The sequence below is a fragment of the Streptococcus sp. DD12 genome (assembly GCF_001578885.1).
Taxonomy (GTDB): domain Bacteria; phylum Bacillota; class Bacilli; order Lactobacillales; family Streptococcaceae; genus Streptococcus.
Genome location: NZ_KQ969498.1, coordinates 45584 through 58077, shown reverse-complemented (window position 1 = coordinate 58077; position 12494 = coordinate 45584). Strand labels below are relative to the sequence as shown.

At 43.6% G+C, this 12494-nt stretch carries 13 protein-coding genes, 3 tRNA genes and 1 pseudogene; all 17 read left to right on the top strand.

Annotated features, from left to right (window positions below):
* Nucleotides 1-11: 11 nt before the first annotated feature.
* Nucleotides 12-83 (top strand) — tRNA-Glu (locus tag STRDD12_RS07925).
* Between the two features lie 57 nt (nt 84-140).
* Nucleotides 141-226, top strand: a tRNA-Leu gene (locus STRDD12_RS07920).
* Between the two features lie 128 nt (nt 227-354).
* On the top strand, nt 355-1236 hold the full coding sequence (locus STRDD12_RS07915) for a class II fructose-bisphosphate aldolase (protein ID WP_066916953.1): 882 nt from the start codon (nt 355-357) through the stop codon (nt 1234-1236).
* Between the two features lie 176 nt (nt 1237-1412).
* A pseudogene (locus tag STRDD12_RS07910) lies at nt 1413-2281 on the top strand (alpha/beta fold hydrolase).
* 74 nt (nt 2282-2355) lie between these two features.
* A tRNA-Thr gene (locus STRDD12_RS07905) sits at nt 2356-2428 on the top strand.
* Nucleotides 2429-2610: 182 nt separating this feature from the next.
* On the top strand, nt 2611-3240 hold the full coding sequence (locus STRDD12_RS07900) for an NAD(P)-dependent oxidoreductase (protein ID WP_066916951.1): 630 nt from the start codon (nt 2611-2613) through the stop codon (nt 3238-3240).
* A 111-nt stretch (nt 3241-3351) separates the two neighbouring features.
* Nucleotides 3352-3921 (top strand): NADPH-dependent F420 reductase, encoded by a 570-nt coding sequence (locus STRDD12_RS07895; RefSeq protein ID WP_066916949.1) that lies wholly within the window; start codon nt 3352-3354, stop codon nt 3919-3921.
* Between the two features lie 31 nt (nt 3922-3952).
* The gene (locus STRDD12_RS07890) at nt 3953-4807 is read left to right on the top strand and encodes a VOC family protein (RefSeq protein ID WP_066916947.1); all 855 of its coding nucleotides are present in this window, start codon (nt 3953-3955) and stop codon (nt 4805-4807) included.
* Nucleotides 4808-4961: 154 nt separating this feature from the next.
* The gene (locus STRDD12_RS07885; protein WP_066916945.1) at nt 4962-5408 is read left to right on the top strand and encodes a LytTR family DNA-binding domain-containing protein; all 447 of its coding nucleotides are present in this window, start codon (nt 4962-4964) and stop codon (nt 5406-5408) included.
* A 4-nt stretch (nt 5409-5412) separates the two neighbouring features.
* Nucleotides 5413-6078 carry a hypothetical protein gene (locus tag STRDD12_RS07880; RefSeq protein WP_066916943.1) on the top strand — a complete coding sequence of 222 codons (666 nt, stop codon included), beginning with the start codon at nt 5413-5415 and terminating at the stop codon, nt 6076-6078.
* 254 nt (nt 6079-6332) lie between these two features.
* Entirely contained in the window at nt 6333-8231 is a 1899-nt protein-coding gene (locus STRDD12_RS07875; RefSeq protein ID WP_066916941.1) for a beta-glucoside-specific PTS transporter subunit IIABC, read from the top strand.
* Between the two features lie 423 nt (nt 8232-8654).
* On the top strand, nt 8655-9323 hold the full coding sequence (locus STRDD12_RS07870; RefSeq protein WP_066916939.1) for a LuxR C-terminal-related transcriptional regulator: 669 nt from the start codon (nt 8655-8657) through the stop codon (nt 9321-9323).
* Between the two features lie 153 nt (nt 9324-9476).
* A complete protein-coding gene (locus STRDD12_RS07865; RefSeq protein ID WP_066916937.1) occupies nt 9477-9914 on the top strand; it encodes a PTS sugar transporter subunit IIA in 438 nt (145 codons plus the stop codon).
* Between the two features lie 27 nt (nt 9915-9941).
* Nucleotides 9942-10436, top strand: a complete 495-nt coding sequence (locus STRDD12_RS07860) for a PTS sugar transporter subunit IIB (protein WP_066916935.1) — start codon at nt 9942-9944, stop codon at nt 10434-10436.
* Nucleotides 10437-10463: 27 nt separating this feature from the next.
* Nucleotides 10464-11312, top strand: coding sequence for a PTS mannose/fructose/sorbose/N-acetylgalactosamine transporter subunit IIC (locus tag STRDD12_RS07855; RefSeq protein ID WP_066916933.1), 849 nt, complete (start codon nt 10464-10466; stop codon nt 11310-11312).
* Complete coding sequence (locus tag STRDD12_RS07850) at nt 11296-12150, top strand: PTS system mannose/fructose/sorbose family transporter subunit IID (RefSeq protein ID WP_066916931.1); 855 nt, start codon at nt 11296-11298, stop codon at nt 12148-12150. Before STRDD12_RS07855 ends, STRDD12_RS07850 begins: the two co-directional genes overlap by 17 nt.
* A 1-nt stretch (nt 12151) precedes the next feature.
* The gene (locus tag STRDD12_RS07845; protein WP_066916929.1) at nt 12152-12442 is read left to right on the top strand and encodes a DUF202 domain-containing protein; all 291 of its coding nucleotides are present in this window, start codon (nt 12152-12154) and stop codon (nt 12440-12442) included.
* The last annotated feature ends 52 nt before the right edge of the window (nt 12443-12494 follow it).

Genomic DNA, 12494 nt, shown 5'->3' with positions numbered 1-12494 from the left:
CCGTCATATATGGTCCGTTGGTCAAGGGGTTAAGACACCGCCTTTTCACGGCGGTAACACGGGTTCGAATCCCGTACGGACTATATAAAAAAGAGAAATCTTTTTTTGCTATACGCTAGTTTAAGCTTATAGGATTGTTTGCGGGGATGGCGGAATTGGCAGACGCGCAAGACTAAGGATCTTGTGACCGCTTTTGGTCGTGAGGGTTCAAGTCCCTCTCTCCGCATAATGAGACCAGCTGTAATGCTGGTCTTTTTCTGTTTCTTGCAGTATTCCCTAGATTTTTTGATGAAAACGTGTTACAATTTATAACGAATGGGGTTACCCAGAAAAATATAGAGGAGGCCAATTTAAATGGCAATCGTTTCAGCAGAAAAATTTGTCCAAGCAGCCCGTGATAACGGATATGCTGTTGGTGGATTTAACACAAACAACCTTGAGTGGACACAAGCTATTTTGCGTGCAGCAGAAGCTAAACAAGCTCCTGTGCTTATCCAAACTTCTATGGGTGCTGCAAAATATATGGGTGGTTACAAACTTTGTAAATTGCTTATTGAAGAGTTGGTAGAATCAATGGGAATTACAGTTCCTGTTGCTATCCACTTGGACCATGGTCACTATGATGATGCGCTTGAATGTATCCGTGTGGGTTATACTTCAGTTATGTTTGATGGTTCTCATCTTCCAGTTGAAGAAAACCTTGAAAAAGCTGCAAAAGTTGTTGAATTTGCGCATGCTAACGGAGTTTCAGTGGAAGCTGAAGTTGGAACTATCGGTGGTGAAGAAGACGGAATCGTCGGTGATGGTGAATTGGCTCCAATCGAAGATGCTAAAGCAATGGTTGCTACTGGTATCGACTTCTTGGCTGCTGGTATCGGTAACATCCACGGTCCTTACCCTGAAAACTGGACTGGACTTCACTTGGACCACCTTCAAAAATTAACTGAAGCTGTTCCTGGTTTCCCAATCGTATTGCACGGTGGTTCAGGTATTCCTGATGACCAAATCAAAGAAGCTATCAAATTGGGTGTTGCGAAAGTTAACGTTAACACTGAATGTCAAATTGCTTTTGCAAATGCAACTCGTAAATTTGTTGCTGACTACGAAGCAAATGAAGCTGAATACGACAAGAAGAAACTCTTCGACCCACGTAAATTCTTGAAACCAGGTTTCGAAGCAATTACTGCTGCTGTTGAAGAACGTATCGACGTTTTCGGTTCAGAAGGTAAAGCTTAATTACTGTAGAAAACAAGATCCCATTTGGGTCTTGTTTTTTTGTGGGAAAGTCAGCTGTTCGGTAACTCTTATAAGTTACTGGAAGTCTGATTGGAGGGGTATTCATTGTACATTGTGGTTGAAAAAAGAAGTCAAAATGTGAACTGGATCGTTTGTGGGTTTCTCCTGCTCTTTTTATGGCTGCTTTAGTTTTTTATCAATTCAGTTTACGAAATGAAAGTAAGCTTCTCACACCCATTGGTAAACAAGTTACAGTCAATGGACATCGAATGAATGTCTCTATTAAAGGAGAAGGGTCTGAAACAATCGTTTTTCTTTCAAGGCTGGTATCACCCCTCCCATTTGAGACGTTAAGAATCTATCAGATCCTCTATCCAAAAAATACAAAGCTGTCATCGTGGAGAGAGCAGGATATGATTTTAGCGAAGATTGTGATCGTTCAAGCGATGTGATGGAGGTCCTTTCTGAGACGCGTCAAGCTTTGGCGCAAGCTCATGTTTCAGGACCTTATGTAATTATTTCGCATTCAATGGCTAGTTAAGAGAGTCTTGCTTGGCAAGAGAAATATCCAAATGAAGTGAAGGCTTTGATTGGCCTAGATTGGGCCTTGCCGGCGAGCTATGAAGATTTAAAAGAACACCCAACTCTCATAACCTTAGCCTATTGGACGCGTAAGATTGGCCTGCTCCGTTATTTCCCAGAGTCTGTTTACCTGAAGAATTCTGACTTGACCAAAAGTGAGCGTCAGCAATACCGATTTTTAGCCTACAAGATCTTGCTGTCGACGGCTATGCTCAATGAGACCCGTACTGTAATGAAAAATGCCCAAAAGGTTAGCAAATTTACCATTTATCCCCAAATCTCTGTACTTCTCTTGGTTTCAAATGGGGAGGGAAGCAGTTTTAGTCCATCGAAGTGGCAGAACTATGCAATAGCTTTTGCTAGAAACCAGTCGAATATTCAAAGCGTGTATATGGATGCTCCTCATGATCTCTATCATGTTCAGAAAGCGGAGGTCCTGTCTCAAATAGAAGATTTTTTCTAGTCAGATTCTGATTAAAAAGATCAGCTAAAAGGACTTGACATCCACTCTCAGAATGCTATACTGAGTGAGTAATTGCCGACTTAGCTCAGTTGGTAGAGCAACGCACTCGTAACGCGTAGGTCACAGGTTCGATCCCTGCAGTCGGCATAAATAAAGACATGAAAAGCCTTGAAATGGGGCTTTTTTCTTTTTTTGAAGAAAAGCTTTGGGGAGATAAGGAAAAAAATTATAAAAAAAGTAGATGTAACTGTTGACATTACAAAAGAAAGGTGTATACTTGTAGATGTAAACAAGAAAGTTACATGTAAAATTTTTAGGAGGAAATTACAATGAAAATTGCAGTTGTGGCAGCAAACGGGAAAGCGGGTCAACTTATTGTGGAAGAAGCTATTAAGCGTGGACATGAGGTGACTGCTATTGTGCGGTCGGAAAACCAATCAAAGGCGAGTCAGGTTATTCAAAAAGATCTTTTTGATTTGACTAAGGAAGACTTAAAGGGATTTGATGCAGTCGTATCAGCCTTTGGGGCTTACACACCAGAGACACTTCACTTACATAGTCAATCTATTCAGCACTTTGCAGATATTTTGGCTGGTAACAAGGCCCATCTCCTTATTGTTGGTGGGGCGGGGAGTCTCTATCTGGACGAGAGTCACTCAAGTCGTCTCTTGGATAGCCCAGACTTTCCGGAAGAATTTAAACCATTGGCCAAGGCTCAAGCAGATGAACTGGAAGTTCTTCGAACTAAAGATGAGCTCAATTGGACTTTTATTAGTCCTGCGGCAAATTTTGTCGCAGATGGGGAACGAACTGGTGGCTATATCCTTGCTGGGGAAGTTTTCACAACAAATGCAGCTGGTGAGAGTGTGATCAGCTATGCGGATTACGCGATTGCTGTCGTTGATGAGATTGAAAGTGCTAAGCATATTAGAGAACGGATATCTGTTCTAGAGAAATAGGCAAGTGAGCAGATGAAACATTTTTTAGATTTTTTAACTATTTTTACAAGTAAAAAGGGTCCTTCACAAGATCCTGAGAGTCACACTAATCAGAAAAAAGAGGTAGATACAATGAGTAACATTACAATTTTTGGACAAGGTAACATGGGAAAAGCGATTCAAAGTGTTTTTGAAGCAGCAGGGCAAACGGTTAATTTTATTGGTAAAGAGGCTGATGGTGTCGTTGGAGACATTGCGGTATTGGCTGTTCCTTACGGAGCTGTAGAGAGCATTGCAGCCAACTATAAGGAAGCTTTGGCAGGAAAAATCGTGATTGATATCACCAACCCAGTTAATTTTGATAATATGGATGAGTTGGTTACGCCTGCTGGGTCATCTGCAGCGGAAGAAATTGCCAAACTTTTGCCAGAGAGTACTATTGTGAAAGGCTTTAATACCATTTTTGCAGCTAATATTGCTAGTCGTAAGGTTGGTGAGAATCAAGGCGCGGTGCAGTTGGCATCTGACGATGAAGAAGCTAAGGTGCGTGTGGCAAAAATGATTGAAGCTGGTGGCTTGGCGACTGTTGATGCGGGTAGCTTGAAACGTTCACGTGAATTGGAGGCCATGGGCTTCTTGGCTATTACTCTGGCCGTTCGCGAACAAATCAGTTGGGTTGGTGGCTACGCTTTAGTCAAATAAGGCCTGATGTCGCATGAATGAGGAGGGGAATATGTATCCTTACAATAGTCAGGTTTACCTTGGAGAGGTAGCTCTTAATGTCAGAGATTTAGCCCAGGAGAAAGCTTTTTATGAGATTGTTCTTGGTATGGATGTCATAGACGAACGTGAGGGTTATGTGCGTCTAGGAGTGGCTGGACAGCCCTTGGTTGCCCTTTATGAAACCTCTGCCACCGGCAGTAGTCAGGCAAGCTTTGGGTTGTATCATATGGCCATCGTCTTACCTAGTCGCCAGACCCTAGGGGATGTTTTTAAGCGGTTAGCTGACTTAGAGGTGCCTTTCGTTGGTGGTGCTGACCACGGCTATAGCGAAGCGCTGTACTTGGAAGACCCGGAGGGAAATGGCATTGAACTCTATCGAGACAAGCCTGTGCAGGAGTGGGATATCCGTGAGGATGGCCGCATTATCGGTGTGACTGAGGAGTTGGATGCTCAGGCTATTTACGATATGGGTGAAAAACACGAACCATTCCACTTGGCGCCTGGGAGCCGGATGGGACATGTGCATCTATCCACGAGACATGCGAGTCAATCTAGCGCTTTTTATCAGGAATTGTTGGCGATGTCTGAAAAGTTTGCCATGCCTTCAGCCTCATGGATTGCCTCAGGGGACTATCATCACCATCTGGCGGTTAATGAGTGGGCTGCTCCCCAACAGAGCACCCGAGAAATCAAAGAGCCGGGCTTGGCCTACTATGTTCTTGAGTTAGCAACTAAGTCAGACCTGTTAGCTATTGCAAGACGTGCAGAGAATCTAGGAGCTCAGGTAACTTGGCTGACCTCGACTTTGTTGAGCGTGACGGATGCCGATGGCATTCAAACGCGCCTACGTTTGGCCAAGAAATAAGTTTGTAGAAGGGGTTAAGACAACTGTCTTAACCTTTTTTTGCAATCTCATCTGGATGGTAATACCACTTAGCTAGCTGAGATGACCACTTAGCGACAGGCGCTTGAAGGCTAGTTCTTATTTTGCTATGATTAGAGAAAAGAGAGGTGAAGGGATGCGGGTTCGGATAGAGATTGATAACCAGCTCAAAGAAGCAGAGGTTCTTATAAAAGCCCCTGCTTGGACGGATGAAGTTAGGGAAATCTATCATCAGCTTGAGCAGTCACCGAGCCCTAGTCTGACTTTTTACAAGGGGACGGGGCAATATTTCCTTTCTTTGGATGAGGTGCTCTTTTTTGAAACTGAAGGACCTAGGGTGTACGCCCATACCAAGGGTGAGGCCTATGAAGTGCATTTCAAACTTTATGAGCTTGAAGAGCTCTTGCCCGCCAGGTTTAGTCGTATATCTAAGTCAACGATTGCTAATCTTGGGCAGATTTATTCGATAGAGAAATCTTTTTCAGGGACCAGCACTCTGGCTTTTTATGAGACCTACAAGGAAGTTCACGTTTCTCGACATTACTACCATTCGGTCAAAGATAAAATAAAAGAATTGAGGTAAGCATATGCGTCGTTTTTTGATTGGGACAATTTTTATATTAGGAGCCGTTTGGGTGCTTCTTCAGGGTTACTTTGGTTTTCCTCTCATGGACTTTAATGTTTGGCCTCTGATTATAGGGCTTTGTTTTGCGGTCTGGGCTTTACATTGTTTATGGAATCGCCAATGGATTTGGGGTCTCATCTTGGCTTGGATTAGTTTTTCCATTATCAATAACGTTTATGAATTTTTTGATATTAGCTCTGGAACTGTTTTTTTGGCAGGGGTTTTAGCTGTAATCGGCATCAGCATCCTGATAGGTGGGCAAAGAAAAGGGTTCACCTATCAACAAAAGGTTGCCCGTAACTACGCCTCATCTAATGAAGTGAATTTTGGTAGCAAGACACACTACGTCAGTGGGGGAGATTTTAGCAAGGAAGTGCTAGAGGTCAATTTTGGTAAGCTCAAAGTTTTCTTTGATCCAATCGAGTCTGACCTTAGGACAGGGGACTTGACGATTGAGGTTAATTTTGGCTATGCAGAACTCTATGTTCCTCGAGAATGGCGTGTGCAATCGGATGTGGCAGCGGCCTTTGGGGCGACGTCGATTGAGGAGGCTCCTCTTTCTGCTAGCAAGGTTTTACGCTTGCATGGCGAAGTTAACTTTGGCTATCTTAAGGTGATTTATCTGTAATCAGAACTTCTCCGTTTATTTCACTAAGCCTCCTGAGGAGGTTTTTTTAAAAAAGTTTTTAGAAAGCGCTTGCAAGTTTGAAAAGTCTATGCTACTATAGAGCATGTAAAAAGGATTGTTACTGTTTGGCAGGCAAAACCTAAATGAATACGAGAAATGTAGGGCTTTCTGGCGAAAGTTGTCTAGGTTTTTGGTATTTGTTTAGGTTTTTCTTTTGCCTAAGTCTCAGTAACTCATAATAAGGAGGAGCCGAAATGGCTAAAAAAGATTATTCTGAGCTTGCTCAGGACATTGTGGCTCACGTTGGTGGAAAAGACAACGTGATTGACCTGCGTCATTGTGTGACCCGCTTGCGTTTTCGTCTCAAAGATGAAAGCAAGGCTGATACCGATTACCTGAAAAACCGTCAGGGTGTCGTAACCGTTGTTCAATCTGGTGGCCAATACCAGGTTGTTATCGGAAACGAGGTTGATGACGTCTACGATGCTGTATTAGCACAAGGCGTACGTGGTATCGGAGAGGTCGATATTGATGAGGGTGACCAACCAAAAGGAAATCTCCTGAATCGTTTCATCGATATGATTTCCGGTATCTTCCAACCCTTCCTTGGTGCCTTGGCTGGTGCTGGTATCATCAAGGGTGTGGCTGCCCTGTTGACAGCGACTCTAGGTTGGACAACAGCTAACAGCGCTATCGTCCTCATCTTGACAGCCGCTGGGGATGGCTTCTTCCAATTCTTGCCAATAATGGTAGCGCTAAATGCGGCGCGCAAATTTAAGATGAGTGAATTCTCAGCCTTGGCAATCGCTGCTGCCATGGTGTATCCTAACTTAACCACTTTGGTGGAAGCTTTGGGCAAAAATGCGACTGTTTTTGGGATTCCTTTTTCGCTTCCATCAGGGGGCTACCTGTCTACCATCATTCCAGCTCTCTTTGCAGTTTGGGTGGCTAGCCATATTGAGCACTGGGTGGCCAGCTGGGTGCCTAAGACTGTTAAACTCTTCTTGCTGCCCTTTATCACGATTATTGTTTCTGTGCCCTTGACCTTCCTCATCGTTGGTCCTATTGCTAATATCTTGACAGACCTGATTTCTGCAGCTTTCCAAGGCATCTATGGCTTTAGTCCAATCGTTTACGGAATCGTCTTGGGTGCCCTCTGGCAAGTGCTGGTTATGTTCGGTTTGCATTGGGCTTTGGTACCACTGGCTATCATGGAGTTGGCAAAAAATGGTTCAACCGTGCTCCTGACAGCAGCTGTCTTGCCATGTTTCACGCAAACAGGTGTCTTGGGAGCTATTCTTCTTAAAACGAAGGAATCTAGAGTTAAAGAAGTTGCTATTCCAGCCTTTATCACCTCTATCTTTGGGGTAACAGAACCTGCCATCTACGGGGTAACCTTGCCGATGAAGACGCCGTTTGTCATCTCCTGTATCGCGTCAGGTATCACTGGAGCCTACGTTGGTTTGATGAATATCGCTGGTTTTGCCACAGGCGCTATGGGGATTTTCCTCTACCCAGCCTACATCAACCCAAATGGCGACCTCACTCATATGATTAACCTCTTGATTGGGACAGCAATTGCTTTGGTAACATCCTTTGTGATGCAGATGGTAGTGCCAGTGCCAACCCTCTACGGAAATCAAGATGAAAATACTGAAGCGGTTGAAGAAGAAGTCGTTGAAGCAAAAGAGCTCAAACAAGAGATTATCGCTAGCCCATTAGTCGGCAATACTGTTCGTTTGGAAGATGTTCCAGACCCAGTCTTCTCATCTGGTGCTATGGGGAAAGGCGTTGCTATCGACCCTAAAGACGGTGTCGTTGTTGCTCCAGCCAATGGGGAAATCACTCTGGTCTTTCCAACCAAACACGCGGTTGGCATGCGTACGGAAAATGGTGTGGAATTGCTGATCCACGTCGGTATGGATACCGTTTCCTTAGCTGGTAAAGGTTTTACAGGCTTTGTTGAAGTCGGTGACAAAGTTCAAGCAGGTGATAAGATTTTAGAATTCAATCTAGCGACTATTCGGGAGGCCAATCTGCCCGTCATTACACCAGTCATTGTGACGAATTCTAGCGAGTTTGATGATGTTTTGGTCACTCAAGAAAGCCGCGTGGATACAGGTGATTACTTGTTGACAGCCGTAAAATCATGATAGACCGTCAGGTCGGATGACAAAATAGCAGTCTCAAACGAAAACAAAGAAAACACTTCTGTTACTTCACATGAAACAGAAGTGTTTTTTGTGTCTCATTGCACTTGTCGGCATTAGTGAGGCAATTTTTTGATTCTTTTCAATGGAGAAAAAGCCCATCGGTAAAGGCTTTGTAAGGAAAATGAAAAATATTTTTTAGCTATGTCATATTAAGTTTATAAACCTTCTTATTTCATAAAGTGTCTGTGATATAATAATCCAAAAGGAGTTGGTTAGCTCTAGCTGTGGCAGTTGATAACAGGGATCTTTAACGAAAAGGCTCTCTGCCAAGAGATAAAGGCTCCTTTCAGCGAAGCGTAGCACGGTCAAAGAGGATGGATGCGTGAAAAGGCGCTAAGTTGTTAGAAAAGTGAGGAGAATGCAGTGAAAGTTTTAATTGTGGATAGTCATCCCATTGTCCGGGAGTCCTTGGTATCAGCTCTTTCTCCCTATAGGGATTTACAACTCAAGAGTAGCGATTACCCATCGGATGTGCTTCTTCCTGTTGTTGTGGAATGGCACCCAGATCTGATTCTGCTTAATGCCAGTAATTCTCGCCATCGTGTCATCGAGTGTTTAGAAGCTTTGGCTACCTTGCGTTTGCACCCAAACGTAGTGATTTTATCTGAGTTTAGCGATGATAATTTTATCCTCACCTGTTTGAGACAGCAAGTAGCGGGATTTTTGCTGGATGATTTGTCTGTCGAGTCCCTCTACCACTACATGCAAACCATTTACGAGGGAGGGGCTGTGCTGTCTCCTACTGTGACAAAATTGTTGATTCGCCAATTTTCAATTTTAGCGCAAACAGGATTTACAGGTGGCAGTAAGGACTATGGCAAAGGCAAACTTTCTCAGACTGAGGAAACCATTGTCGACTGGGTGGTCCGAGGGGCATCAAATAAGCAAATAGCGAACGAACTTTTTTTGTCGGAAGGTACCGTTCGGAATTATCTATCTGATATTTTTGCTAAGCTCGGAGTCAAGGGGCGGACGCAATTGGCCATCTGGGCTGTTTCTCAAGGGAAAAGTAACCATCAGGATATCACATAAGGAAAATTGTGCAGAAAGTGTGCAATTTTTTCTTTTACTTAAAAAAAGCTGAAATGTGACAAATGTCAGCTTACTTTTTATGACTTGTGTCACTTTGAAAAGATACAGAAAACGATTACAATGTGGTTACATTCACAAAGAAAGGTGAGATACATGAAATATCTAATTCTCGTTAGCCATGGTGGACTGGCTGAGGGTCTCAAAGTGACCTTGTCTATGTTTGCTGGTGATAAGATTGATCAAGTCATTGCTGCAGGGCTTGCACCTGATCAGTCTGTTGATGCCTTTGCAGACAGCTTTAAACAAGCCATTTCCGTACTTGGCCCTGAAGACTCAGTAGTTGTCCTAGCGGATATCGTTGGTGGAAGTCCTTTGACCACGGCTCTGAATGTTCTTGATGAACAAGGAAAACTTGAAGGAACCGTTGTCCTTGGTGGGATGAACTTGCCAATGGCCTTGACCACTGTTGTCATGAAAGATGCCTTGGAAGGGGATGCCTTGGTAGAAGCTGTTTTGGCAGAAGCCGGCTCAGCCTTGCAAGAATTCAAAGTCAGCGCCAGTGTTGACGAAGACGATGATGACGATATTTAAAATCACACCTTAAAAAAGGAGAAGAAGATGGTAGTTACTTTTGTACGTATCGATGACCGCATGATTCACGGTCAGACCGTGACACGCTGGGCGAAAGAAAAACCTTGTGATGGGTTGATTGCTGTTAATGACGCGGCAGCATCAAACAAGGTTTTGATCCAAGCCTACAAGGGCGCTTCAGATAAGAAAACATTTGTCTGGACAAAAGAAGCTTTCAAAGAAAAATCTCAGAAAGTTTCTGAATCAGACAGCCGCTACTTCTTGATTACGAAAAACCCTATCGATATGAAAGAAATTTTGGTGGATCAAGGATTTGTGCCTGGTGATGTCAAAGAAATCATCGTGGGCCCTGCCAATGACCGCCCAGGTGCGATTAAATTGGGCAACAACCAATCCATCACACCAGAAGAAGCTGAAGCCATTGAAGCCATTCAAGCCGCTGGTTACAAAGTGAAATTCCAACTTTTGCCAGATGTGTCTATTGGCTACTGGGATGACTTCAAATCTAAATTTGGTTATTAATAATTTATTCTATAAAGGAGAAACATTATGGAAATCTCTTGGTTCCAAGCAGCCCTTTTAGGGATCTTTGCTAGTTTGGCATCTATGCCAGGTATGGGTGGCTCAAGTATTGGTAACTATACTTTGGGTCGTCCGCTCGTCGGTGGTCTGGTCAGCGGTCTTATCCTTGGAGACTTGAAGTCTGGTATCCTTTGTGGTGTAGCGATGCAGGTCGTTTATATTGCCTTGGTTACACCTGGTGGTACGGTATCGGCTGACGTTCGTGCTATTTCTTACATTGGTATTCCTTTGGCGATGGTGGCTATTAAAAATGCTGGACTGGTTGCAGATTCTTCTGAAGCTGTTCAATTGGCAACTTCCCTCGGGGCTTTGGTTGGTACTGTTGGTACTGTGCTTTTCTACGGTACTGCTACAATGAACTTGGTATGGCAACGTATCGGTTGGAATGCAGTTGGTAAAGGGGAATTCAAAAAACTTTACCTAGTTGACTGGGTTTACCCATGGATCTCTCATGCCCTCTTCTCATTCTTACCTACTTTGATCATGGTACGCTACGGTCAAGAAGCCGTTAAAGCTATTCAACACTATTTGCCAATGGATGGTTTGGCAATGAAAACCCTCTTTACTGTAGGGGCTTTGCTTCCATGTGTGGGTATCGCTATCCTCTTGAAACAAATCGTTACAAATGTTGTTGACTTTATTCCATTCTTCGTAGGATTTACCTTGGCCGCATCTCTTGGTTTGAACTTGGTTTCTTGTGCGGTTGTATCACTAATCTTCGCAGTATTGTACTATGAAATCGACATGACCCGTCAAGCTAAAGCAGCTCCAGCAGCTGGTGCTGACTTTGATGACGATGATGAGGAGGATATCTAAGATGGCTGAAAGAAAGAGAATCTCTAAAAAAACATTATCAAAATCATTCCACCACTGGTACTATGGTCACTTGACCTGTTTCTCTCAAGAACACATGCAAACCTTTGGTTACTTGACTTCAATGCTTCCAATCATTGAAGAATTGTACGATACCAAAGAAGAACAAACCGCAGCAATGCAAACCTACACTGCCTTCTTTAACACTGAACCTCAATTAGGTTCTGTCGTTGTTGGGGTGACAGCTGGTTTGGAAGAAGCGCGTGCCAATGGGGATGCCGTAGATGATGAGACCATCAATGGTATGCGTGCAGGTTTGATGGGACCAATCGCTGGTATCGGTGACTCATTGGTTGTTGGTACCTTGATTCCTGTACTTTTGGGGGTTGCCCTTGGCTTGTCTAAAGGTGGTAACCCACTTGGTGCGATCTTCTACATCGTGGTTTGGAACATTTTGGCTTACTTTGGTATGCGTTTTGCCTACTTCAAAGGTTACCAATTGGGTGATAAAGCCGTTGAATTCTTGGTAGGCCCTCAAGGTCAAGCCATCCGTAAAGCTATCGGTGTTGTCGGTGGTATGGTTATCGGGGGTGTTGCAGCAACTTGGGTTTCTGTTAAAACAGCCTTGCAAATGAAAGACTCTAGCGGAAAAGTCTTCTTGGATTTACAAGCCCAATTTGACTCTGTATACCCTGGTCTTTTGACAGCTGTCTTCATCGTCTTTTGCTGGTGGTTGATGGCTAAAAAACGCATTTCACCAAACTGGGTAATGTTATTATTGGTTGTCATTGCCTTTGTTGGCGCATGGATTGGCTTCTTCAATCCAAACCTCAAGTACTAAGATGGCAAAAGTTTCACAAGCAGAGTTAGTCAAAGGTTACGAAGGAGAGATTGCTTACCAAAAGCATATGTTGGAAAACATTGGCCGGTGGTTGAGCCTGAGTTTTGGCCTGACCATGCTGGGTGCTGTTATCCTCTACTTTTACAGTAGTGTTTATTGGGTAGCAGTTGCTGTCGGTATTGCAACGGCAGCCTTTGGACTAATCACCGTATTGCTCGGTTATGTCATTTACCGTGGACGGCGAAATCTGCAAAAGGTCATTGATGACTTTGAACAAAAACTAAATGCCTGACACTCTAAAAGTCCTAGCGAATGCTAGGACTTTTCTTTTTTCTTTGAGATGA